Below are 23,730 nucleotides of genomic sequence, written 5' to 3' on the forward strand. Positions count from 1 at the left end.
TGGTGAACCTCGTGCCAGCTCTGTTCGCGAGCAAGCTCGCTCCTACAAGCAACACCAGACCCTGTAGGAGCGAGCTTGCTCGCGAACCAGCCTCGCTCCGGCATCCCCCATTGAACACCCGACAATCTTTACGCTTTCCCCGAACTCGTTCGTCTCGTCTGTAAAGACCTGTAATTTCAAGGAATTGGACATGACCACCCTGGAACTCCCCGCCCTGCGCTCGCAGCGCCTGAATGCGCTGACCCACGCCCCCCACGAGCGTCTCGACCACGCCGTGAAGGCCCGCGAGCCCTTCTCCAGCCGCGAGCGCTTTGCCCGCTTCGTGGTCGCCCAGTACCTGTTCCAGTCCGAGCTTCAAGCCCTGTACCAGGATGCTGAATTGGGCAAGATCTTCCCCGACCTGCCGCAGCGCTGCCGCGCGGAACAGGCCCGCCTGGACCTGGCCGACCTGGACACCGAAGTCCCCGCTCCGGTTGCCGGCGCCGTCGACAAGCCGAGCCTGGCCCACGCTCTGGGCTGGCTGTTCGTCTCCGAAGGTTCCAAGCTGGGCGCTGCGTTTCTGATCAAGCGCGTCGCCGCCATGGGTCTGGACGAAAACACCGGCGCGCGCCACCTGGGCGAACCCGAGGGTGGTCGCGCCGAAGGCTGGAAACGCTTCACCCGCACCCTCGACGCCCTGGAGCTCAGCGAAGCCGAAGAGCGTGAAGCCGAAGCCGGTGCCATCGCCGCCTTCGAGCGCTTCGCCCATCTGCTGCAGCACAGCTACGACAGTGCACCCGCCGCCGTCTGAGGCCATCGAGCGCGCGCCCGTCGCCGGAGCGCGCGCCACGCCGTTCGGCCCGGCACGCTCGCGCCTGGTGCGGCTCGCCTTCGCGTTGCTCGCCTACACCAGCCTCGGCGTCGGCATGGTGGGGCTGGTGGTGCCGGGGCTACCGACCACCGAGTTCGTGCTGTTGGCTGCGTGGGCTGCCTCGAAGAGTTCGCCGCGGTTGTCCGCCTGGCTGGAGAACCACCGGCTGTTCGGCCCGATCCTGCACAACTGGCGCAATGGCCGCGCCGTTGCCCGCCGCGCCAAGATCAGTGCCAGCCTGGCGATGCTCGCCGCCCTGGCGATCATGCTGATCACCCTGCCCCACGGCATCTGGCTGTACGCCGTGATCCTCGGTATGGCGGTTGGCAATCTGTGGATCTGGTCGCGCCCGGATACGCCCCGGCCGTAGCCAGCGCGCGGGCACAGACCTATGCTGGAGGTCCGTTTCCTTCCTGTCTCAACGAGCCATGAACCAGCCCACCAGTAAAGTCGACGCCGTCCTCGCCGAAGCCCAACGCCGCCGCGAAACCAGCTACCGCGAAAAAGCCCTGAAGATGTACCCCTGGATCTGTGGTCGCTGCGGCCGCGAGTTCAGCGGCGTGCGCCTGCGCGAACTGACCGTCCACCACCGCGACCACAACCACGACAACAATCCCGAAGACGGCTCCAACTGGGAGCTGCTGTGCCTCTATTGCCACGACAACGAGCACCAGCGGCAGGTGGACCTGCATTACCAGAACGGCAACGACGCCGGGAACAAGGGGCCGAAGGTCACCCACAAGGGACTGGCCGGGCTGGCCGACCTGCTGAAGAAGAAAGACGACGGGCAGGCGTGAAGCCCACGCCGCCGCTGTAGGAGCGGACTCCGTCCGCGATGGTTCCCCCTGCTCCCTGGTCAATCGGAGCGATGGTGATTCGATCGCGGACGAAGTCCACTCCTACCTCACCCTGGCATGCACCTGTAGGAGCGAGCTTGCTCGCGAACCGGCCCCCGCTGAGAGGGTTGTTCGCGAGCAAGCTCGCTCCTACAAACAAAGCCGATCAGCACGATGGAGCCATCAGCGCAGGCCGGCGACGATCTCCAGCGAGCGCAGGCGCAGTGCGTGGTCGTAGATGTCGCTGGTGAAGATGATCTCGTCCACACCAGTCTGCTCCAGCAGGATTTCCAGGCGGCTGCGCACCTTCTCCGGGCCACCGATCACCGCCAGGCCGAAGAAGTTGCCCACCGCCTCCTGCTCATGGGGCAGCCACAGGTCGGCCATGCTCTTGACCGGCGGTTTCTGCTTCAGGCTGTCGCCACGAATCAGCGCCAGCACGCGCTGGAACGCGGTGGTCGCCAGGTATTCGGCTTCCTCGTCGGTCGGGGCCGCCACCAGCGGTACGCCGATCATGGCGTAGGGCTTGTCGAGCACTGCCGAAGGCTGGAAGTTCTCGCGGTAGATGCGCAGCGCGTCGTGCAGATAGCGCGGTGCGAAGTGCGAGGCGAAGGCGTAAGGCAAGCCCTTTTGCGCCGCCAGGTGTGCGCTGAACAGGCTGGAGCCGAGCAGCCAGATCGGCACGTTGGTGCCCTCCCCCGGAATGGCCAGCAGCGATTGCTGCGAACGGCGCGGGCCGAGGAGCATTTCCAGCTCGGCAACCTGCTCGGGGAAGTCCGCGCCGTCGCCCAGGCGGTCACGGCGCAGCGCACGCATGGTCGCCTGATCGGCACCGGGCGCCCGGCCCAGGCCAAGGTCGATGCGGCCCGGATACAGCGTTTCCAGAGTGCCGAAGTTTTCCGCCACCACCAGCGGCGGATGGTTGGGCAGCATCACCCCGCCGGAACCGACGCGAATGCGCTCGGTCTTGCCGGCAATATGGCCGATCAACACGGCGGTGGCCGAGCTGGCGATGCCGTCCATGTTGTGGTGCTCCGCCAGCCAGTAGCGGGAAAAGCCCAGCCGCTCGACGTGCCGGGCAACCTCGACGGCGTTGTTCAACGCCTCGGCAGCGGTGCCCTGGTCACGTACGGGCACCAGGTCGAGCATGGAGAAAGCAACATCTGACAGGGACTTCATAAGCACTCCGATTCGGGTCGCGCAGGCGCCAAGGATGCAGCGCCGCGGACATGACTTTGACGGTGACTCTATCGACGCACTCCCCGCCTGACCACTTGTCGGGATCGATAGTGCTCATGCCGGCGAGTGATAAAGGCGCGCAGGCGCGTTGCCATCACCTGTTCACCGGACAGTCACCACCCTGTCACGCAATTCCAACAGAATGCCCTGGCGCTGAAGGACCAGCGCCCCATCTACACGGACATCCGCCGCCAATCCTCCCCAGGCAACGGCGAATCCTGTGGCCTACGAAGCAGAAAGCCCGCATCCGTGCGGGCTTTCTGCTTTTTGCATCGCCAGAAACGTCAGTCGCGGTTCTTCACCATTTCGAAGAGTTTCAGGCGATCGCTGATTTCCTGCAGGGTGTGGCGGAACGGGTCGTGCTGCTCGCTGTGGGCCGGGTCGACGAAGTTCCACACGAGCACCTGGCTGGAAGCCGGCAGCTCGTCGCCCTCGTCGCTGGACTTGTCGCACAGGTCGATCAGGTAATCGAAATGCTGGCCGCGGAATTCGTCGATGGACTTGCTGCGCAGGCCTTCGCTGGAAATCCCGGCGTGCTCCAGCACTTCACGGGCGCGCGGGTCGATGGCGGTCGGGTGGACACCCGCGCTGAAGGCTTCGAAGTGTTCGCCGTCGGTGTGCCGCAGCAGCGCTTCTGCCATCGGCGAGCGGGCGTCGTTGGCGACGCAGACGAACAGGACTCGGCGTTTCTCGGTCATTGCTACCTCGGCACGGGGGTCGGCTGTGCGCCCCTTATACGTCAGGTTTTATGACAGGGCCGTGTCAGTACCATGAAGGCTCACAACACGATGTAGTCGCTGCGCTGCACGATGCCGCGGCTCTCGCCCTCCACCAGGTGCACATAGCGCCCGCCGACCTGGTCGACGGCAATGCAGTCGTCGACGTCGATCACCGCGTCGGTGTGCGCCTTGTCCCAGCTGCGCGGCATGCGGCGCTTGGCGCGTGCCTTGGCGTCGGCGGCATCGCGAGCGGCCACCAGTACGTACTGGTGCGCCTCACCGAAGCTGCCCAGCTCGTAGCCCCCCAGGTTGACGAAGAACAGCCGCTGCTCGCCCGGTGCCGGCAGCGCATCACTGAATTCGACGCGATAAGCCTCCACGCCATCCACCTCCAGCCAGGAGTCGATGTGCAGGCCGTCCGGGCTGCCAAACCAGGCTTCGCGCAATTGCGCATAGGTGGATTTCAGGTTGTCGCCGATGACGAAGGCCACATCGTGAACCTCGATCCGCGCGCGCGGATGGCGTCCGCCCAGCATGACTACGAACAGCATCTCAGACCCTTCCTAGGTTTCAGACTGGCTCTGACAGATTCGTCACACATCGGGTTCAATCTAATGGCGGATAAATGGCCATCCGCCAGTGAGACCGGCGGCTGGGCAGCGCTATATAGAAAGTTATATTCTGATACCTCGTTTCCCTGCCCCGATGCTTTCCCATGCCCCAGACCGCGCCCACCTCGACGCGCCGCCGCCAGCGCCCCGCCCTCAGCATCCGTGACCGCAATCGCCAGCGCATCCTGCTGGCGGCCGGCGAAGAGTTCGCCGAGAAGGGCTTCGCCGCCGCCAAGACCCAGGACATCGCCAGCCGCGCCGACCTGCCCAAGTCCAACGTCTACTACTACTTCCAGAGCAAGGAGAACCTCTACCTGCGCCTGCTGGAGAATGTCGTGGACGCCGTAATGGAGGCTTCGGCCCTGTTGCGCGAATGCGACGATCCGGCCTGGGCGCTGCCCGCGCACATCCGCGCGCGCCTGCATATCGCCCGGCAGTGGCCGTATGCCTACAAGGTGTTCGCCAGCGAAATGCTGCATGGCGCATCGCGCCTGCCACCGGACTGGCTGCAGCGCCTGCAGGCCGAATCGCGGCGCAGCCTGGAGTGCATCGCCGCCTGGATCGACCGTGGCCTGCTCGCCCCGGTGGACCCGCAGCACCTGCTGCTGAGCATCTCCGCCGCCACCCGCACCTACGTCGATTTCGACTGGCAGATCGCGATGATCACCGGCAAGGCACAGCCGGATGCCGCTGATTTCGAAGCCGCTGCCGCGACCATCACCCGCCTCGTCCTGCGCGGCACCGAACCGGAGCCAGCCACGCGCCTGCGCCCCTTGCCGCTCTAGCGCGCCACGACGTCTGCACTAAGCTGTGATTGTCCGCGCGGCCTTGCGCCGTGTCCGCACCTCTTCGGGAGACGCCATGAAACCGCTACTGATCGCTCCGTTGTTGCTGATCGCCGTGCAGCCCGCTGTTGCCGCCATCCCCATGCTCAACTACGACTGCCCGAACGACATCCAGGTCCACACCGACGAGGGCGGCCCGGTGTACATCAACGGCAAGGAAGCCAAGGTCAAGCAGAAGAACGACAAGTACCTCGAGGCCAAGGGAGAAGGCGTGACCATCTCCATCAGCCTGAACGACGACGGCAGCGCCACGGTGTCCTACACCGGGCCCAAGGGCGCCAACGGTATCTGCCAGCCCGCCGAGGGCGACTGAGTCAGTCCTTCGGCGCACGCCCCAGGCAGCGCTGGTAGCGCTCGTCCACGCGCTGGGCGAACCAGGCGGTGGTGAGCTGGCGAGTGATCTTCGGGCTGTGCAGCGTGATGCCCGGCAGCATGGCCCGCGGCATCGACTTGCCGGCGGAGCGTTCGGCCAGGGCGAAGACCTTGGTGTAGAGCTCTGACTGGGTGAACTCCGGCTTGTCGCCCAACTCCAGGTCGCGGCGAATTTCCCGCTCGCTCATGCCCAGCTTCGGCCCCAGGGTGCGCACCGCCTTCTCGGTGCTGCCGGCGTCGTAGCTGCCGTAGAGGATCACGTCCCCGTCCAGCGCCAGGGTAATGCCGGTGAGATCCGCCACCACGCGCTGGAACGCGGCGTTGCGGCTGGCATACCAGCCAGCGTTGAAGTCAGCGAAACGGTACAGCTGGCGCGGGTAGTTCACCGGGTAGCCGAGCAGATGGGCGATGCCGAAGTACATGCCGCCACGACGGCTGAACACTTCGCGGCGAATGCTGCCATCCACCGGGTACGGATAGCCGTCGGCATGGGCCTGGGCAAATTCGATGCTGACCTGCATCGGCCCGCCGGTGTGGACCGGGTTGAAGCGGCCGAACAGTTGCTGGCCCAGCGGCACACCGCCGATGAAGTCATCGAAGATCGCGCTCAGCTCGCGCTCGGTCTTTGCGCTGGCCAGCCGTTGGCTGTAGGTGCGGCCGTTCGGCGACTTCAGTGCCAGCGCGGTATCGATGAGGAAACCCGGCACATGGACTTTGCTCGCCCGCCGGTCGATCTCGGCGCGGGCAATCTTGCCCAGCCCCGGCACGGGCGGGTCGGCCTTGAAGTTGGACTCCTGCTCGGTGATCGCCACCACCGAGCAGAGGTTCTCGGTGGTCGCCGCAATGCGCTGGGTGGTGAAGGCGACCTGGATGTCCTTCGCCCAGCCCTGGCGGTCCGATGCGCCAGCCGGAATCAGCCTGGCCAGTTTGCCGCGCACCTCGTCCGGCGTCGGCTCAGGCACGCTCGGCGCGCGAGTGCCGCAGCCAGCCAGCGCCAGCAGCGTGGCCACGCCCAACAGGTGAATGAAGCGTGATGAAGGCCTTTTCAGGCTGGATGAATCTGCCGTCAGGGCAGCCGCAGTCATAGTCCGTTCCTTGCTCGAAGTCCGCCTACAGGACCGGTGCGCAGCGGCACAGGTTCCCCGGCATTGTCAGGCAAGCATGGATTTCAGCGCCAGGCCAGGCGCCGCAGGTTCAGGCTCCAGCCGCGCTGCATGCCGGCGGCGGCCAGCAGGATGGCGACCACACCCAGCCATTGCAACGGGGTCAGGCGGTGGCCGAAGGCGAACCAGTCGACGAAGATCGCGGCGATCGGGTAGATGAACGACAGCGCGCCAGTCAGCGCCGTCGGCAGTTTCTGGATCGCGCCATAGAGCAGCACGTACATGATGCCGGTGTGCACGATGCCCAGGGTCGCCAGGCTGGCCCAGGCCGTGCTCGCCTGGGGCAGCGACGTCAGATTGGCCCAGGGAGCCAGCAGCAGCACACCGGTCACTGCCTGGATCAGTGCGATCAGATGTGGCGGCACGCCGGTCAGGCGCTTGATGAGCAGCGCCGCGACTGCGTACAGCGCCGCAGCGCCGAGCGCCAGGGCGACACCACCGAGATAGTCGCTACCCACCTGCCCCGCTTCGCCATGCGCGCTGACGATTGCCAGCATGCCGAGGAAGGAAACGCCGAGCCAGGCTAGTTTATGCGCGGTCACCTTCTCGCCGAGGAACAGCGCGCCCAGCAGCACCAGCAGGAACGGCTGCACGTTGTAGACCGCCGTACCAATGGCAATCGATGCCCGCGAATAGGAGCCGAACAGCAGTACCCAGTTGCCGACGATGGCGGCGCCGCTGAGCAGCGCCAGGCCAAAGGTGGCGCGGGTGAGAATGCCCGGGCGCAGGAAGCCCATGGCCGCGCAGATCAACAGGAGCGTCGCGGCACCGAATGCGCAGCGCCAGAACACCACGTCCAGCACCGGCTGGCCGGAAACCACCACCAGCCAGCCGATGGTGCCGCAGATCAGCATGGCGCTGATCATCTCCAGGGTTCCGCGTCTGATTGGCTCGTTCATGGTTCACCTCCACTCGTTGGCGACCAGTATGAACAGGTGGATTCGCGCACTCCATCGCCTGACGCAGGCAAATCCAGGTAATCGCCTTTACTATCAAGGCCATTACCCGAAACAACCTTCCGAGACCAGGATGACCGACGAAATCGACCAATTGCTGATCACCGCGCTGATGGCGGACTCGCGTCTTTCCCTCAAGGCGCTGGCCCAGGCCAGCGGCCTGAGCTCCCCCAGCGTGGCCGAACGCCTGCGCAAGCTCGAGGAACGCCAGGTCATCACCGGCTACACGGTGAACGTCGACCCACGCGCCTTCGGCTACCAGCTCCAGGCCATCGTTCGTGTGCGCCCGCTGCCGGGAAAACTGCAGGAAGTCGAGAAGCAGATCCTGGCCATCCCCGAGTTCACCGAATGCGACAAGGTGACGGGCGAGGACTGCTTCTATGCACGAATGTGCGTGCGCTCCATGGAGCAACTGGATGAGATACTCGACCATCTCAATGGCTTCGCCGAGACCAACACGGCCATCGTCAAGAAGACCCCAGTGAAACGGCGTTTGCCACCCATGGCGTGAGGCGCCCCCCTGCGCCAGACAACTCGCGGCGAAAGCCAGGCATTCAAGGCAGGTAATCCAGCAGGATTGCCGGATCAGGACCTGGTAGCGCTGCTCGGGCAGCCGACTAGTCCAATGGTAGTGTTCCCTTTCACCTGCCTGATTCGAATGTCATGATTCGGCGACCGCCGGGTCAGTTGGCCCGGCTCTCGTCCCGTGACACTTGAATTCGGCGTCCATGTCTTCACTCGGCGGCTTTGACTCACACCTCCCGACCGTTCTGGTCATCGATGACGAACTACGCTCCCGCGAAGCCTTGTCAAGGGTGCTCGACGGCGAGTTCCAGGTGCTGCTCGCCGACTCGGCCGAGCAGGCCCGCGAGTTTCTCGAACAGCATCCGATCGCGGTGATCCTCTGCGACCAGCGCATGCCCGGCGTGCAAGGCATCGAATTTCTCAAGGAAGCCCGCGAGCGCTGGCCCGAAGTCGTGCGCATCGTTCTCTCCGGCTACACCGACTCCGAAGACATCATCGCCGGCGTCAACCAGGCCGGCATCTACCAGTACCTGCTCAAGCCCTGGCTGCCCGACCACCTGCTCACCACGGTGCGCAACGCCGTGGAAAGCCGGGCCCTGCACAACCACATGCAACGCCTGGATGTGGAGCTGCGCGCAGCCACCCCGGTGCTGCGCCGGCGTAGCCAGCAGGTGCTGGACAAGGTACGCGACGCCTTCGATTTCGCCCGCATCGTGCGCGAGCCCGGCAGCCCGCTGGACGCCGTGTGCGAACTGGCCGCGCGGGTGGCGCGCTTCGATCTCTCGGTGCTGCTGCTCGGCGAGTCCGGCACCGGCAAGGAACTGCTGGCCCGCGCCATTCACTACGCCAGCCCGCGCGCGGAAAAAGCCTTCATCATGGAGAACTGCGCAGCGTTGCCGGACTCCCTGCTCGAATCCGAACTCTTCGGCCACAAGCGCGGCGCGTTCACCGGCGCTCACCAGGATCACATCGGGCTGATCCAGCGCGCCCACGGCGGCACCCTGTTCCTGGACGAGATCGGCGATACCTCGCCGGCTTTCCAGGTCAAGCTGCTGCGCGTCCTGCAGGAAGGCGAGTTGCGCCCGGTCGGAGCCAGCACGCCGGTGCGGGTGGATGTGCGAGTGATCGCCGCCACGCACCGCGACCTGGAAACCGATGTCCGTGACGGGCGTTTCCGCAGTGACCTCTATTACCGACTCGCCGGTGTATCGCTTGGCCTGCCGCCACTGCGCGAACGCAGCGGCGATCTGATTCCGATCGCCAGCAAACTGCTGGCCGATGCCAGCCAGGAACTCGACCTGCCCGGCCTGCGCTTTGCCGCCGACGCCCTCGGCAGCCTGCTGCACTACCCGTGGCCAGGCAACATTCGCGAGCTGCGCAATGAAATCTACCGCGCCGCGGCGCTGTCCGAGGGCACGGAAGTCAGCGCCCGGGCATTTTCCCTGAAGGTGCTGCAAGGCCAGGCACGGCATGCACGGCCCGCCTCCTGCGTGACTGGAACGCCTGCCGGCACACTGCAGGAGCAGCTCGACGCCATCGAGGCGGCCTTGCTCAAGGAGGCACTGCTGCGCAACCACTGGAACAAGACCCATGCGGCGCGCGAGCTGGGGCTGTCACGCGTCGGCCTGCGGCAGAAACTGCGCCGCTTCGGCCTGGAGGAAACGCCATGAGCGCCCCTTTCCGCGTTCTCTGGTTGCAGTCCGGCGGCTGCGGCGGTTGCAACATGTCACTGCTGTGCGCCGATACCCAGGACTTTGCCGGGCTGTGGCGCAACGCCGGGATCGACCTGCTGTGGCACCCGTCACTGTCGCTGGAAAGCGCTGGCGAAGTACTGGCGATCCTCGATGACTGCCTGAGTGGTCGCACCCATCTGGATGCGCTGTGCATCGAAGGCTCACTGCTGCGCGGGCCCAATGGCAGCGGCCGCTTCCATCTGCTGGCCGGCACCGGCGTGGCGATGATCGACTGGGTGCGACGCCTGGCGGACGTCGCCGACTACACCCTGGGCATCGGCACCTGTGCCGCCTACGGCGGCATCACCGCCGCCGGCAGCAACCCCACCGACGCCTGCGGCCTGCAGTACGACGGTGAGCGCCTCGGCGGCCTGCTGGGCGCTGAATACCGGTCACGCAAAGGGCTGCCGGTGATCAACGTCGCCGGCTGCCCCACCCACCCCGGCTGGGTCACCGACACGCTGATGGCCCTGGCCGCCGGGCTGTTCGGCGAGACTGACCTGGATACCCTGGGCCGCCCGCGCTTCTATGCTGACCAACTGGTCCACCACGGCTGCACGCGCAACGAGTTCTACGAATACAAGGCCAGTGCGCTCAAGCCTTCCGACCTCGGTTGCATGATGGAAAACCTCGGTTGCAAGGGCACCCAGGCCCACGGCGACTGCAACAATCGCCTGTGGAATGGCGAGGGCTCCTGCACCCGCGGCGGCTATGCCTGCATCAACTGCACGGCGCCTGGCTTCGAAGAGCCGGGCCACGGCTTCCACCTCACGCCCAAGCGCGCCGGCATCCCCATCGGCCTGCCGACCGACATGCCCAAGGCCTGGTTCGTTGCCCTGGCGGCGCTGTCGAAATCAGCCACGCCGGAGCGCGTCCGGCAGAACGCCACCGCCGACCATGCGCTGATCGCCCCGGTCATCCGCCGCACCCGCCGCTAGGGAATTCGCCCATGACACGTCTGCTGGTCGGCCCGTTCAATCGCGTTGAAGGTGATCTCGAAGTCCAGCTGGATATCGAGGATGGCCAGGTGCGTTCGGCCCGGGTCAACGCCACCATGTACCGAGGCTTCGAACAGATCCTCCGCGATCATCCGCCGCTCGATGCGCTGGTCTATGCGCCACGCGTCTGTGGAATCTGTTCGGTTTCCCAGTCGGTCGCCGCCGCGCGGGCGCTGGCCGGGTTGGCCGGCGTCCAGCCGCCAGCCAACGGTCTGATCGCCACCAACCTGATGGCCGCGACAGAGAACCTCGCCGATCACCTGAGCCATTTCTACCTGTTCTTCATGCCGGACTTCGTGCGCCCGCCGTATGCCGACCGCCCCTGGTTCGCCGAGGCGGTGCAGCGCTTCACGCCGCACACCGGCACCCAGCAGCGTGTGGCCCTGGCCGCGCGCAAGCGCTGGCTGGACCTGATCGGTACACTGGGCGGCAAATGGCCTCACACCGGCTCCATCCATCCGGGTGGTTCCACCCGCGCCATCGACCCGGCCGAGCGCCTGCGCCTGCTGACACGGGTACGCGAGTTCCGCCGGTTCCTCGAAAGCGAACTGTTCGCCGCCCCGCTGGAACGCATCGCCGGGCTCGCCAGTGAAGACCAGCTGTGGTCCTGGTACGCCGAAGCACCAGAACAAGGCGATCTGCGCCAGTTTCTGCGCATAGTCCTCGACAGCGGACTGGAGTACCTGGGCCAGGGGCCGGGACTGTACCTGTCCTACGGTGCCTATCCGCAAGCCGACGGCACGCTGGTTTTCCAACGCGGCCTGTGGGATGCGGCACTGGGGCAGGTCCGCCCGCTGGTGCTGGATTCGATTCGCGAAGACGCGAGCAGTGCCTGGCTGGATGACAGCACAGGTCCACTGCACCCGGCCGAGGGCGTCACCGAGCCCAACCTCGAAAAGACCTCGGCCTACACCTGGAACAAGGCGCCGCGCCTGGCCGGCGCCGTGCTGGAAACCGGCGCCCTGGCTCGCCAGTTGATCAATGGCCAGCCGCTGCTGCGCGATGCCGCCGCCCGCTGTGGTGGCAGTGTCTATACGCGCCTGCTGGCACGCCTGGTGGAATTGGCACGGGTTGTGCCACTGATGGAAGGCTGGTTGCTTGCATTGCGCCCTGGCGAACCCTACTACCTGGACTGCCAACTGCCCGACGAGGGCAGCGCGGTCGGCCTTACCGAAGCCGCTCGCGGCGCTCTCGGGCATTGGCTCAGGGTCGAGCAAGGGCGCATCGCCAGCTACCAGATCATCGCCCCGACCACCTGGAATTTCTCGCCACGCGATATCCAGGGCCGTCCCGGCGCCCTGGAGCAGGCCCTGGAAGGCGCACCGGTGCGCGCCGGCGAGCAGAACCCGGTGGCGGTGCAGCATATCGTGCGCTCGTTCGACCCCTGCATGGTCTGCACCGTGCACTGATCCGGAGTATCACCATGCAACGCCTGACCATTTCCCTCGACGACAACCTGGCCGACGCGCTCGACCAGTTGATTCGCGCCCAGGGTTACGGCAATCGCTCCGAGGCACTGCGCGACATGCTGCGCCGCCACATCGAGCAGTCGCGCCTGCGCCAGGCTGGCGAATCGTTGCACTGCGTCGCCAACCTGAGCTACGTCTATGACCACCACGCACGCACCCTTGCCGAACGGGTCATGACCTTGCAGCACGACCACCACGACCTGACCATTGCCAGCCAGCACGTACACCTGGACCATGACCACTGCCTGGAAAGCCTCATGCTCAAGGGGCCGGTGGAGCTAGTGCGCGCCTTCGCCGAACGCCTGAGCGCCGAGCGTGGCGTGCGCCACGGGCAGTTGAACCTGATCCCGGTAGCCACGTCGAACACCGATCACCCCCACCCGCACCTGCACCCCACGAGCTGACGCCCATGGCCCGCAAACCTCCGTCGCAACTGGATGAAGACGCCTGGCTGGAAGTCATCGGCAAGATGGACGAGGTTTACTCGCAACTGGTCCAGGACGAGATCGAGCTGGAGCAGAAGAACGCCGAGCTGGAGCAGTCCCAGCAGTTCATCGCCAGCATGCTGGCCTCGATGTCGGACATCCTCCTGGCCTGTGACCCGCAAGGCCTGATCGAGGAATCCAACCAGTCGCTGCGCAAACTGGTCGGTGGCGATGAACAGGGCCTGCTCGGTCGCCCGGTCTATTCGCTGCTCGGCGATGAGGCCAGCGTGGATCGCCTGCGCAATCTGCTCGGCGGCCTGCGTCGGGACAACGCCAGCGCCAGCGTCGAAGTGAATTTTCTCGGCGCCGAGGGTGCGCTGCTGCCGGTGGACCTCAGCTGCACGGTCCGCAGTGGCCACCATGGCCGTTGCCTGGGCCACGTACTGGTGGGCCGACCGCTGGGTGAACTGCAGCACGCCTACCGCCAGTTGCACGACACCCACGAAGCGCTCAAGCGCACCCAGCAGCAACTGCTGCACGCCGAGAAGATGGCGTCCCTGGGTCGCCTGGTGGCAGGCGTTGCCCACGAGCTGAACAACCCGATCAGCTTCGTGCTCGCCAACGCCCACGTCCTGGGTGGCTACGGCAAGCGCCTGCAGGATTACCTGCACGCGGTCCACGAGGAGGCACCCGCCGTGCAGCGCGATGACCTGCGCCGGCAACTGCGCATCGACCCGTTGCTCGCGGACCTGCCTTCGCTGATCGAAGGCACGCTGGAAGGCGCACAACGCACCGCCGATATCGTCAGCGCGCTGAAGCGTTTCTCCGCGATGGACCGCGGGCACCCAGGCGAGGCTTCGCTCAACGACGTCATCGAACGCGCCATCCACTGGATCACCCGCGGCACCGCGCCGGACCTGGTGGTGCATTGGCAGCCGGTTGGCGACGTGCAGGTCCAGGGCAATGCCGGGCAATTGCTGCAAGTGCTGATGAACCTTACGCAGAACGCTTACGACGCCGCACGCTCCGCCGCCGCGGAGCCTCCACAACTATGGATCGAACTGGGCCGCAAGCCGGGCTGGGCCACGCTTACGCTGCGCGACAACGGTCCCGGCATCGCCGAGCAATACCTCAGCCAGGTATTCGAGCCCTTCTTCACCACCAAGCCGCCCGGCCAGGGCACCGGCCTGGGCCTGGCGATCAGTTACGGCATCGTCGAGCGCTGCGGCGGCTCACTGGAAGCCGGCAATCATCCCTCGGGGGGGGCGCTGTTTCGTCTGCGCCTGCCGACGCTGGACTGAGCTCAGTGCAAACCTGCTTTCCACTCCGATGAGCAAACTGCCAACCAACTGACCGGCGACCTGTTCTGATCCGCCGATCCGGCGCTGCGGCAGGCTTGGCACAGCGCTTGTATGAGGATTTTTCGATTCTTCATACAAGACCGCTGGAGACCCCATGCCTCGCCCGGCCTCGCCCCGCTCGACCATCACCCTGTTCATCGGCCTGATCACCGTCAACCTGCTCGCCTGGGCCTGGGCCCTTGTCGCTTTCAGCGACTATCCGATGCTGCTGGGCACCGCGGTCCTCGCTTACAGCTTCGGCCTGCGCCATGCCGTGGACGCAGACCATATCGCTGCCATCGACAACGCCACACGCAAGCTGATCCAGGAGGGCCAGGCCACGCAAAGCGTCGGTTTGTACTTCTCCCTTGGCCATAGCAGCGTGGTGATTCTCGCCTCGGTGTTGATCGCCCTCAGCGCGGCCAGCCTGCAGGATGAACTGGAATCCTTCCATGGCATCGGCGCGCTGATCGGCACCTCGGTTTCGGCGGCTTTCCTGCTGCTGGTGGCGCTGATCAACCTGGTCATCCTACGCTCGGTGTATCGCGCCTTCCGGCGTGTCCGCCAGGGTGAGCGCGTCGGCGAAGCCGAGCTGCAAGGCATGCTCGCCGGCAGCGGCCCGATAGCGCGCCTGGCACGCCCGCTGTTCCGCCTCATCCGCCGCAGTTGGCACCTCTATCCGCTGGGATTCCTGTTCGGCCTGGGCTTCGATACCGCCACGGAAATCGGCCTCCTCGGCATCGCCGCCAGCCAGGCGGCGCAGAACCTGCCAATGCTCTCGATCCTGGTATTCCCCGCGCTGTTCACCGCCGGCATGGCACTGGTCGATAGCGCCGACAGCGTGCTGATGACCGGGGCCTATCGCTGGGCTCAGGTACGGCCGGCGCGCAAGCTCTACTACAACCTCACCATCACCTCGGCATCGGTGCTGGTGGCGCTGCTGGTCGGCAGCATGGAGGCGCTGAATCTGCTGGCCGAACAACTGCAGCTCGAAGGCGGGGCCTGGGACTTCATCGCTCAGGTGAACGAGCACTTCGGCCTGCTCGGTTTCCTGATCATCGGCCTGTTCGCTGCCACCTGGCTGCTTTCCTGGGCGTTCTACCGCTACAAGGGCTACGACCGCCTGGACGTTGTCCCAGTCTGAACACTGAACAGAGCATTTCCATCCAGGCAACCAAAGCGATAACGGCATGACCGGCTGGCGCCCGCACCTGTTGTCGAGCCCCGGCACGAAACGCGGCAGAACCCAGCCATTCAGGCCTTTTCGCGCCGAAACACGCTTCGTGATCCGGCATGCGACCAAGTGGCACAGGTTTTGAAGTATCCGGTCATGTCATTCGATCGCCCTACCCCGTCCCCCTGCGCAGTCGAGCGCCACCACCGTGCGCCGGCTGCCATTGCCACCCGTGATTCCACCACCACGCCGACCTACCGGTCCGCCTGGCTCGTGTGCCGCGCCAGAAGCGTTGGCGCACACCATTCCCAGGAGCCAAAGAGCCTGGCCGAGGAGAAAACAAGTGACTGAAACCTTCTATGAAGTGATGCGCAGGCAAGGCATCTCGCGGCGCAGCTTCATCAAATTCTGCTCGCTCACCGCCACATCGCTGGGCCTGGGGCCAGCCTTCATGCCACAGATCGCCTGGGCCATGGAGAACAAGCCGCGCACCCCGGTGCTCTGGCTGCATGGCCTGGAGTGCACCTGCTGCTCCGAATCCTTCATCCGCTCCGCGCACCCGCTGGCCAAGGACGTGGTGCTGTCGATGATCTCGCTGGACTACGACGACACCCTGATGGCCTCCGCCGGGCACCAGGCCGAAGCGATCCTCGACGAGGTGATGACCAGGTACAAGGGCAACTACATCCTCGCCGTCGAGGGCAACCCGCCGCTGAACCAGGACGGCATGAGCTGCATCATCGGCGGCAAGCCCTTCGTCGAACAACTCAAGCGCGTTTCCCGCGACGCCAAGGCGATCATTTCCTGGGGCTCCTGCGCCAGTTGGGGATGCGTGCAGGCGGCCAAGCCGAATCCGACCCAGGCAGTGCCGATCCACAAGGTGATCACCGACAAGCCGATCATCAAGGTGCCCGGCTGCCCCCCCATCGCCGAGGTGATGACCGGGGTCATCACCTACATGCTGACCTTCGACCGCATTCCGGAACTGGATCGCCAGGGCCGGCCGAAGATGTTCTACAGCCAGCGTATCCACGACAAGTGCTACCGCCGGCCGCACTTCGACGCCGGCCAGTTCGTCGAGGCCTGGGACGACGATTCCGCACGCAAGGGCTACTGCCTGTACAAGGTCGGCTGCAAAGGCCCGACCACCTACAACGCCTGCTCCACCGTCCGCTGGAACGGCGGCACCAGCTTCCCCATCCAGTCCGGCCATGGCTGCATCGGTTGCTCGGAAGAAGGGTTCTGGGACAAGGGCTCGTTCTACCAGCACCTGACCGATATCAACTCCTTTGGCGTGGAAGCCAATGCCGACCAGATCGGCCTGGTCGCCGCCGGCACGGTCGGCGCGGCAATCACTGCCCACGCCGCGGTCTCTGCCATCAAGCGCGCCAGCAATGGCAAGGCGCAAACCTCCACGCACGACGCCTGAGCGCAGTACAGGAAGCCTGATTCATGAGCAATTATTCCACCCAGGGTTTCGATCTGGACAACAGCGGTAGGCGCATCGTCGTCGACCCCGTGACCCGCATCGAGGGCCACCTGCGCGTCGAGGTCAACCTCGATGCCAACAACGTGATCCGCAATGCCGTCTCCACCGGGACCATGTGGCGCGGCCTCGAAGTCATCCTCAAGGGCCGTGATCCGCGCGATGCCTGGGCCTTCGTCGAGCGCATCTGCGGCGTGTGCACTGGCTGCCATGCCCTTGCCTCGGTTCGCGCGGTGGAGGATGCGCTGGGCATCCACATCCCGCCCAACGCCCACTTGATCCGCGAAATGATGGCCAAGACCCTGCAGGTACACGACCACGTCGTGCACTTCTACCACCTGCACGCGCTGGACTGGGTCGACGTGGTGTCGGCGCTCAAGGCCGATCCCAGGGCAACCTCGGAACTGCAGCAACTGGTCTCACCGGCCAACCCGAAGTCCTCTCCGGGCTACTTCCGCGACGTGCAGAACCGCCTGAAGAAGTTCGTCGAAAGCGGCCAGCTCGGCCCATTCATGAACGGCTACTGGGGTAATCCGGCGTACAAGCTGCCGCCGGAAGCCAACCTGATGGCAGTCACTCATTACCTGGAAGCACTGGACCTGCAGAAGGAGTGGGTAAAGATCCACACCATCTTCGGCGGCAAGAACCCCCACCCCAACTATCTGGTGGGCGGCGTGCCGTGCGCCATCAACATCGACGGCGACCTCGCCGCGGGCGCTCCGCTGAACATGGAGCGGCTGAACTTCGTACGCGCACGCATCGACGAAGCGCTGGAGTTCGTGCGCAACGTCTACGTGCCCGACGTGCTGGCCATCGGCACCCTGTACAAGCAGCAGGGCTGGCTGCATGGCGGCGGCCTGGCGGCGAGCAACGTGATGGACTACGGCACCTACGCCAAGGTCAATTACGACGACAGCACCAACCAATTGCCCGGTGGAGTCATCCTCAATGGCAACTGGGACGAGATTCTGCCAGTGGATCTGCGCGATCCAGAGCAGGTCCAGGAGTTCGTCAACCACTCCTGGTACCAGTACCCGGACAACAACCAGGGGCTGCATCCCTGGGATGGCATCACCGATCCGCATTACGAGCTCGGCGCGGCGACCAAGGGCACCCGCACCGCGATCGAAGAGATCGATGAAAGCGCCAAATACTCCTGGGTCAAGTCGCCGCGCTGGCGCGGCCATGCCATGGAGGTCGGCCCGCTGGCCCGCTATATCCTCGGCTACGCCCACGCACTCAAGGGCAATCCGCATTGCCAGCGGGTCAAGGAGCAGCTGGAAAGCTCGCTGCAGGCGGTCAACCACGCCCTGCCCCGCGCCCTCGGCCTGGGCGAAACCGACTACAGCGCCAAGCAACTGCTGCCCAGCACCATCGGCCGCACCCTCGCCCGCGCGCTGGAAGCGGAATACTGCGCGGAGATGATGGTCGACGACTGGAACGAGCTGATGGGCAACATCCGCAATGGCGACCGCACCACCGCCAACGTCGAAAAGTGGGACCCGAAGACCTGGCCCGCCGAAGCCAAGGGCGTGGGCAGTGTTGCCGCGCCGCGTGGCGCACTCGGCCACTGGATACGCATCAAGGACGGGCGGATCGAGAACTACCAGTGCGTGGTGCCCAGCACCTGGAACAGCAGCCCGCGTGACGGCAAGGGGCAGATCGGCGCCTTCGAGGCCGCTCTGCTGAACACCCCGGTCGAGGTAGCCGATCAGCCGGTGGAAATCCTTCGCACCTTGCACTCCTTTGACCCCTGCATGGCCTGCGCGACCCACGTGATGAGCGAGGATGGCGTCGAGCTGAGCACGGTCATCGTGCGTTGAGCCGGCCAGCAGTCAGCCGCCGGGCGCGTTCGCACGCCCGGCGCACTTGAGGTGACGATATGTCCGAACATCACACCGAATACGTCTACGAAGCGCCCGTGCGCCTTTGGCACTGGATCAACGCCAGTTGCATCCTGGTGCTGGCGGTGAGCGGCTATTTCATCGGTTCGCCGCTGCCAACCCAGCCGGGCGAAGCCAGCGCCAACTTCCTGATGGGCTATATCCGCTTTGCCCATTTCGCCGCGGGCTACCTGTTCGCCGTTGGCATCATGGGTCGCGCCTACTGGGCGCTGGTCGGCAACCATCATGCCCGCGAGCTGTTCTGGGTTCCCCTCACCAGCAAGGCCTATTGGCGCAACTTCGCCATCTGGCTGCGCTACTACCTGTACATCGGGCCGATACCGGCACCGATCTACGGGCACAACCCGATATCGCGCTTCACCATGGTGTTCATCTTCCTGCTCACCTCGCTGTTCATGCTGCTGAGTGGCTTTGCCCTGTACGGCGAGGGCGCCCAGATGGGCTCCTGGCAGGAATCCCTGTTCGGCTGGATGCTGCCGTTGCTGGGCGGCTCGAACAACGTGCGCACGCTCCACCACCTGGGCCTGTGGATGATGGTCGCGTTCGTTCTGGTGCATGTGTATGCCGCGGTACGCGAAGAAATCCACGGCCGGCTGAACATGATCGGCAGCATCATCACCGGCTACAAGAGCCTGAAGAAATGAGCAGCATCTCCCCTTCCGCACCACGCATCACCGTGCTCGGTATCGGCAACCTGTTGTGGGCCGACGAAGGCTTTGGCGTGCGCTGCGTCGAAGCCCTGCAGCAGCGTTATGAGTTCACCGACAACGTCACCCTGATCGATGGCGGCACCCAAGGCCTATACCTGATTCAGCACGTGCAGCAGGCCGACTACCTGCTGATCTTCGACGCAGTGGATTACAACATGGCGCCCGGCACCCTGAAGTTCGTTGCTGATGACCAGGTGCCGCGCTTTCTCGGCGTGAAGAAGCTCAGCCTGCACCAGACCGGCTTCCAGGAAGTACTGATGCTCGCCCAGCTCACCGGCCACTATCCGCAGCGCGTGCTGCTGATCGGCTGTCAGCCCGAGCGCATGGACGACTATGGCGGCAGCCTGCGCCCCTGCGTGAAGGCCGCACTGGAAATGGCCGTCGACGCCGCCCGCCAGGTGCTCGATGAATGGGGTGGTGCGCCGCGTGAACGTACGACGCCGCTACCCGAAGACGAAGCCGTGACGATGCTGAACCTGGACCTGCAGCGTTACGAGAGCGAGCGCCCCAGCGAGCAGGCTGCCTGCCGTCTCGGTGACGAGCGAGTACTGGTGCGGCGCAGCTGACATGTGCATCGGCCTTCCCATGCATGTCCTCGCCACCCGCCCCGGCGCCGCACTGTGCCGCGACCGCCACGGCCAGCAGCGCTGGATCGACACCACGCTGGTGGACGCGTGCGCCAGCGGTGACTGGCTGCTGGTGTTCATCGACGCGGCTCGCGAGCACCTCGCGGCCGAGCGCGCGGCAGAAATCGACGCCACTCTCGCCCTGCTCGACGCCGCGATGCTCGGCGAGCAGGCAGATGGCCAAGCGGCCTTCGCCCTGCCCTCGGCCATGAGCGCCGAGCACTTGGCCAACCTGCTCGGCCAGCCAATCCCCAAGGAGTCCCCATGAACCAGTCCAGCGCCTCCCTGCCCCCAACGTCCGCCACCCCTGAGGCGCCCCCGCTGATTAACCGCCTGGTCGAACAATTCGCCGCCAGCTGGGTTGGCCTGGACACGCTCGACGTCTGGCTGGCCCAGCCCGGTGAAGCGCTGCTCCTGCTCTGTGGTGACCCGGTGCGCCATCCCGAATGCCTCGACGTGGCGGTGATACTGCCCGAACTGTGCAAGACCCTCGCCGAGCGCCATGACTGCCATCCGCGCCTGGGCATCGGCCGCCGGGTAGACGAAGCGGCCCTGGCCGAACGCTTCGCCCTGCGCCGCTGGCCGAGCATCATCTGGCTGCGCGACGGCGGCTACGTCACCCAGATCGATGGCATACGCGACTGGGACGCCTACCTGCATCTGGCGGAAAGCGCCCTGCAGCAGAGCAATGCGCTGATCCCGCTGCGCAGCAACCCCATACAACCCTCACCGGGAGAATGCCAGTGAACGGTGCCCGCCCCATCGACCCACTCCAGTACATCCCGGTGATGGACATCGGCCCTGGCTCGCAGCCCGACGATGACGCCGCCCTGGAATACATCAGCATGCCGCAAGGCATGTATACCCACTCGGTGCCGCAACTTCCCGAGCCGCAAGTGCTGGACGCGGCACCCGGCGCGCGACAGGCGCTCGGCGAAATCCTCCACATGCTGCGCAGCCGGCATGCCGGAGACACGCCGCCCAGCCTCGACCTGCGCGCTTACAGCGAGGCTGACTGCGTACTGCTCGACCAGGTACTGGGCGAAGGCGAGGTCAGCGCGCGTATCGGCGGCAACGATGGCGTGCGCATCCAGGAGTCGATCTTCGCTGGCGTCTGGCGCGTACTGGGTGGCGGGTACAACCATATCGACGTCGAGGCGGCGCCCGCGTTACTACGCCGTGCCGCGAAACACGACGCCTGCGCCGAGGTGTTCGCTCCAGCTCTGCCGCTGCCGGCGGGGGTCATGAATGCCCCGGCCATTCTCACCGAACTGCAGGACCGCACCCTGAGCTGGCGCCCTGGAAGCGCCGCCCATGTCATCAACCTCAGCCTGCTGCCACTCTCCGCCGAGGACGTGCCCTTCCTCGATGAGCGCCTGGGCGAAGGCAGCGTGCTGATCCTCGCCCGCGGCTACGGCAATTGCCGCATCAGCAACACCCGTGTGCCCAACTGCTGGCGGGTACGCTACTTCAACTCCCAGGATGCGCTGATCCTCGACACCATCGAGGTCACCGATCTGCCCGAAGTCGTGCTCGCCGCGCCGGAAGACATCGCCGACTCACTGGAACGCTTCGAAGATGTCATCCAGTGGTTCGAAGGGGAAATCGCGGAGGGCGGCCAATGAACGAGCGCGCCGGTTTCGAAGGCAGCTACCTGGGTGACCGCAGCCGGCTGCCCGCAGATGCACGCCTGGAATGCAAGATCTGCTGGTGGGTCTACGACCCGGCCCAGGGTGATCCGGTCTGGCAGATCGCGCCGGGCACGCCCTTCGCACAGTTGCCCGCACACTGGCGCTGCCCCAATTGCGATGGCGAGGCCGAACAGTTCATGGTGCTCGATGACTGATCCACTGGTCCGCGCCGAGGCCCTGGCGCAACGCTTTCGCGAGATTGCCGACACCCGCATGCGCGGCCTGCCGTTAGTCAATCCGGCACTGGAGGTCGAGGTAATTGCATTCGCCCCACAGTATCTGGGAGCGGAATCGCACAGTGGATTGCTCGGTATCCTCATCACGCCCTGGAGCATGAACCTGGTCTGGCTGCCCGATGACGCCGGCAGCGCTCCCATCGAGGGCTCCACCTGCGAGTATCAGTTGGGTGGCGAACGCCTGAGCTTCATCGGCGCGTTCGACGAACAGATCGGCGCTTACCAGAGCTGCTCGCTGTTCTCGCCCATGTTCGAGTTCCGCGACCCGCAAAGTGCCCGGGATATGGCTCGCCAGGTATTGGCCGCGCTGCGTCGGCCTTCGGTCGAACAACCGGCCAACCCGAGCCGCCGCAACCTGTTCGGCCGCCTGGCGGGAATCCGTCAATGAATATCGACGATGGCCTGTCGCGCCTGGCCGGCTCGCTGCGCGTGCGCCCGGCGCAGCAACCAGCGCTGCTCGGCGGTCGCCCGCCACTGGCCGGGCGCCTGTTGCGTGGACAGCCGGCAGAAGCCGCTGCCCGTCATCTTCCACTGATTTACAGCCTCTGTGGCCAGGCTCACCGGCTGACCGCCGAACTGGCCCTGGCCGCCGCAATCCAGGGCAGCGCCGAGCCGGATGATGAGGCCCGGCTCGGCCTTCGCGAGGAAAATATCCGCGAGCACCTGCGGCATATCCTGCTGGACTGGCCGCGCCTGCTGGCGGGTACGCCATCCGCCATGGCGCTGCCTTCGCCGCGGCAGACTCCAGACCTCGACAGCTGGTTCGACGGCTCGGCCCAGGCCTGGCTGCACAACTGGCGCGCCGCCCCACGCCAGGCGCTGCTGGACTGGAGCCTGCACAGCCGTCACCCTCTGGCGCGGCTGCTGCACGACTGTCGACAGCGCGCGGAGGCACTGGTGCTACCCGTCCACGCATTGCCGACCGACCCTGCCAGCCTGCTGGAGGTCGGCCGCAGCCTGCTCGGCAACGAAGACTTCCTGCGCCGCCCCGAGCTGTCCAGTGAACCTCGCGAGACCGGCGCCTGGACCCGCGGACGAGAAACCCACCCGGAGCGCTACGACAGCGCCTGGCTGCGTCTGGGTGCACGCCTGGCCGACCTCGTCGAACTGACTCAGGCACCCGTCGAGCCACTCGAAATGGGCGCCCTGGCCCTGGGTGATAACCGGGCGCTGGCCTGGAGTGAAACTGCCCGCGGCCTGCTGATGCATCTGGTGCAGCTCGAACCCGCCGCCACCGGTTGGCAAATATGTGACTACCGGATACTGGCACCCACCGAGTGGAATCTGCATCCTCACGGAACGCTGGCGCGTGCTCTCGAGGCACTACCCGACGACGCCGTGGCACTGCGCCAGGCGGAACTGCTACTGGCGGTGTTCGATCCCTGCCTACCCTACCGGCTGGAGAGTCCCGTACTCGCTCCAGTCGATCATCCAGCCAACATCGCCGGAGCGCCACGCCATGCATGAAGTCAGCCTGGCCGGGGGCATTCTCGCCGCCGTCGAAGATGCTGCGCGCAAGGACCCGTTCCGTCGCGTCAGCCGCCTGCGCCTGGAAGCCGGCAAGCTGGCGGGAGTCGAAGTCGAGGCATTGCGCTTCGCCCTTGAAGCCATCGCTCCCGGCAGCCTGCTCGATGGCGCACAGATCGAGATAGAACAGCCGGACGGCCAGGCCTGGTGCCTGGACTGCGCCGCCAACGTGCCGCTGATCCAGCGCGGTGCACCCTGCCCGGATTGCGGCGGCTTCTGGCTGCAACCCAATGCCGGCACCCAATTGCGCATCCTCGACCTGCAGGTCGAGGATCACTGATCCCGCGACAGGAGA

The 23,730-nt window shown here is 65.7% G+C and carries 28 protein-coding genes; 23 read left to right on the forward strand and 5 right to left on the reverse strand.

Annotation, left to right across the window (positions count from 1 at the left end; all coding sequences use genetic code 11):
- Positions 1–190 precede the first annotated feature (190 nt).
- From N5C91_RS22210 to N5C91_RS22220, 3 genes are read left to right on the forward strand one after another with little or no spacing between them, the layout of a single operon-like run.
- On the forward strand, positions 191–790 hold the full coding sequence (locus tag N5C91_RS22210; protein ID WP_236175398.1) for a biliverdin-producing heme oxygenase: 600 nt from the start codon (positions 191–193) through the stop codon (positions 788–790).
- Positions 791–794: 4 nt separating this feature from the next.
- The gene (locus N5C91_RS22215) at positions 795–1,220 is read left to right on the forward strand and encodes a YbaN family protein (protein ID WP_279832152.1); all 426 of its coding nucleotides are present in this window, start codon (positions 795–797) and stop codon (positions 1,218–1,220) included.
- Positions 1,221–1,278: 58 nt separating this feature from the next.
- Entirely contained in the window at positions 1,279–1,647 is a 369-nt protein-coding gene (locus N5C91_RS22220) for a YajD family HNH nuclease (RefSeq protein WP_054909558.1), read from the forward strand.
- A gap of 222 nt (positions 1,648–1,869) precedes the next feature.
- On the opposite strand, the gene N5C91_RS22225 is transcribed toward N5C91_RS22220, so the two are convergent.
- The 3 genes from N5C91_RS22225 to N5C91_RS22235 form a co-directional block, all read right to left on the reverse strand.
- Complete coding sequence (locus N5C91_RS22225; RefSeq protein WP_279832018.1) at positions 1,870–2,865, reverse strand: LLM class flavin-dependent oxidoreductase; 996 nt, start codon at positions 2,863–2,865, stop codon at positions 1,870–1,872.
- A 344-nt stretch (positions 2,866–3,209) separates the two neighbouring features.
- Entirely contained in the window at positions 3,210–3,623 is a 414-nt protein-coding gene (locus tag N5C91_RS22230; RefSeq protein WP_236199907.1) for an arsenate reductase ArsC, read from the reverse strand.
- Positions 3,624–3,703: 80 nt separating this feature from the next.
- Complete coding sequence (locus N5C91_RS22235) at positions 3,704–4,195, reverse strand: DUF1543 domain-containing protein (RefSeq protein WP_236199906.1); 492 nt, start codon at positions 4,193–4,195, stop codon at positions 3,704–3,706.
- A gap of 164 nt (positions 4,196–4,359) precedes the next feature.
- On the opposite strand from N5C91_RS22235, the gene N5C91_RS22240 reads away from it, so the two are divergent.
- Positions 4,360–5,040: a TetR/AcrR family transcriptional regulator gene (locus N5C91_RS22240; protein ID WP_236199905.1), complete on the forward strand. Its 681-nt coding sequence runs from the start codon at positions 4,360–4,362 to the stop codon at positions 5,038–5,040.
- A 76-nt stretch (positions 5,041–5,116) separates the two neighbouring features.
- On the forward strand, positions 5,117–5,413 hold the full coding sequence (locus tag N5C91_RS22245) for a hypothetical protein (protein WP_236175392.1): 297 nt from the start codon (positions 5,117–5,119) through the stop codon (positions 5,411–5,413).
- 1 nt (position 5,414) lies between these two features.
- Here the strand turns inward: N5C91_RS22245 and N5C91_RS22250 are convergent, their stop codons facing one another.
- Positions 5,415–6,488, reverse strand: a complete 1,074-nt coding sequence (locus N5C91_RS22250; RefSeq protein ID WP_279832153.1) for a DUF1615 domain-containing protein — start codon at positions 6,486–6,488, stop codon at positions 5,415–5,417.
- 152 nt (positions 6,489–6,640) lie between these two features.
- Positions 6,641–7,534, reverse strand: a complete 894-nt coding sequence (locus tag N5C91_RS22255) for a DMT family transporter (protein WP_279832019.1) — start codon at positions 7,532–7,534, stop codon at positions 6,641–6,643.
- Between the two features lie 130 nt (positions 7,535–7,664).
- On the opposite strand from N5C91_RS22255, the gene N5C91_RS22260 reads away from it, so the two are divergent.
- The 18 genes from N5C91_RS22260 to N5C91_RS22345 all read left to right on the forward strand — a co-directional run bounded on the left by N5C91_RS22260 (position 7,665) and on the right by N5C91_RS22345 (position 23,715).
- Positions 7,665–8,102 (forward strand): Lrp/AsnC family transcriptional regulator, encoded by a 438-nt coding sequence (locus N5C91_RS22260; protein ID WP_236175390.1) that lies wholly within the window; start codon positions 7,665–7,667, stop codon positions 8,100–8,102.
- 217 nt (positions 8,103–8,319) lie between these two features.
- Complete coding sequence (locus tag N5C91_RS22265; RefSeq protein ID WP_275094729.1) at positions 8,320–9,786, forward strand: sigma-54 dependent transcriptional regulator; 1,467 nt, start codon at positions 8,320–8,322, stop codon at positions 9,784–9,786.
- The gene (locus tag N5C91_RS22270; protein WP_236175389.1) at positions 9,783–10,787 is read left to right on the forward strand and encodes a HupU protein; all 1,005 of its coding nucleotides are present in this window, start codon (positions 9,783–9,785) and stop codon (positions 10,785–10,787) included. Before N5C91_RS22265 ends, N5C91_RS22270 begins: the two co-directional genes overlap by 4 nt.
- 11 nt (positions 10,788–10,798) lie before the next feature.
- Positions 10,799–12,256, forward strand: coding sequence for a nickel-dependent hydrogenase large subunit (locus N5C91_RS22275; RefSeq protein ID WP_279832023.1), 1,458 nt, complete (start codon positions 10,799–10,801; stop codon positions 12,254–12,256).
- Between the two features lie 14 nt (positions 12,257–12,270).
- Positions 12,271–12,720, forward strand: coding sequence for a nickel-responsive transcriptional regulator NikR (gene nikR / locus N5C91_RS22280; RefSeq protein WP_279832026.1), 450 nt, complete (start codon positions 12,271–12,273; stop codon positions 12,718–12,720).
- 5 nt (positions 12,721–12,725) lie between these two features.
- Positions 12,726–14,042 (forward strand): ATP-binding protein, encoded by a 1,317-nt coding sequence (locus N5C91_RS22285; RefSeq protein WP_279832027.1) that lies wholly within the window; start codon positions 12,726–12,728, stop codon positions 14,040–14,042.
- A gap of 154 nt (positions 14,043–14,196) precedes the next feature.
- Positions 14,197–15,225, forward strand: coding sequence for a HoxN/HupN/NixA family nickel/cobalt transporter (locus N5C91_RS22290; protein WP_279832028.1), 1,029 nt, complete (start codon positions 14,197–14,199; stop codon positions 15,223–15,225).
- Positions 15,226–15,598: 373 nt separating this feature from the next.
- The gene (locus N5C91_RS22295; protein ID WP_279832031.1) at positions 15,599–16,684 is read left to right on the forward strand and encodes a hydrogenase small subunit; all 1,086 of its coding nucleotides are present in this window, start codon (positions 15,599–15,601) and stop codon (positions 16,682–16,684) included.
- Positions 16,685–16,707: 23 nt separating this feature from the next.
- Complete coding sequence (locus N5C91_RS22300) at positions 16,708–18,564, forward strand: nickel-dependent hydrogenase large subunit (protein ID WP_279832033.1); 1,857 nt, start codon at positions 16,708–16,710, stop codon at positions 18,562–18,564.
- 59 nt (positions 18,565–18,623) lie between these two features.
- Positions 18,624–19,289: a Ni/Fe-hydrogenase, b-type cytochrome subunit gene (gene cybH / locus N5C91_RS22305; RefSeq protein WP_279832034.1), complete on the forward strand. Its 666-nt coding sequence runs from the start codon at positions 18,624–18,626 to the stop codon at positions 19,287–19,289.
- Positions 19,286–19,921: a HyaD/HybD family hydrogenase maturation endopeptidase gene (locus N5C91_RS22310; RefSeq protein ID WP_279832036.1), complete on the forward strand. Its 636-nt coding sequence runs from the start codon at positions 19,286–19,288 to the stop codon at positions 19,919–19,921. Before cybH ends, N5C91_RS22310 begins: the two co-directional genes overlap by 4 nt.
- A 1-nt stretch (position 19,922) precedes the next feature.
- A complete protein-coding gene (hypC, locus tag N5C91_RS22315) occupies positions 19,923–20,249 on the forward strand; it encodes a HypC/HybG/HupF family hydrogenase formation chaperone (protein ID WP_279832038.1) in 327 nt (108 codons plus the stop codon).
- Positions 20,246–20,728, forward strand: a complete 483-nt coding sequence (locus N5C91_RS22320; protein ID WP_279832039.1) for a hydrogenase — start codon at positions 20,246–20,248, stop codon at positions 20,726–20,728. Before hypC ends, N5C91_RS22320 begins: the two co-directional genes overlap by 4 nt.
- Positions 20,725–21,606 (forward strand): hydrogenase expression/formation protein, encoded by an 882-nt coding sequence (locus N5C91_RS22325; protein WP_279832042.1) that lies wholly within the window; start codon positions 20,725–20,727, stop codon positions 21,604–21,606. Before N5C91_RS22320 ends, N5C91_RS22325 begins: the two co-directional genes overlap by 4 nt.
- Positions 21,603–21,827, forward strand: coding sequence for a rubredoxin (locus N5C91_RS22330; protein ID WP_279832044.1), 225 nt, complete (start codon positions 21,603–21,605; stop codon positions 21,825–21,827). The genes N5C91_RS22325 and N5C91_RS22330 overlap by 4 nt, the downstream gene beginning before the upstream one ends.
- The gene (gene hybE, locus N5C91_RS22335) at positions 21,820–22,296 is read left to right on the forward strand and encodes a [NiFe]-hydrogenase assembly chaperone HybE (protein ID WP_279832045.1); all 477 of its coding nucleotides are present in this window, start codon (positions 21,820–21,822) and stop codon (positions 22,294–22,296) included. The genes N5C91_RS22330 and hybE overlap by 8 nt, the downstream gene beginning before the upstream one ends.
- A complete protein-coding gene (locus N5C91_RS22340; protein WP_279832046.1) occupies positions 22,293–23,375 on the forward strand; it encodes a HoxV in 1,083 nt (360 codons plus the stop codon). The genes hybE and N5C91_RS22340 overlap by 4 nt, the downstream gene beginning before the upstream one ends.
- Positions 23,368–23,715, forward strand: coding sequence for a hydrogenase maturation nickel metallochaperone HypA (locus tag N5C91_RS22345; RefSeq protein WP_236174670.1), 348 nt, complete (start codon positions 23,368–23,370; stop codon positions 23,713–23,715). Before N5C91_RS22340 ends, N5C91_RS22345 begins: the two co-directional genes overlap by 8 nt.
- The last annotated feature ends 15 nt before the right edge of the window (positions 23,716–23,730 follow it).

The organism is Pseudomonas sp. GD03903, assembly GCF_029840045.1.
GTDB lineage: Bacteria > Pseudomonadota > Gammaproteobacteria > Pseudomonadales > Pseudomonadaceae > Pseudomonas > Pseudomonas pseudonitroreducens.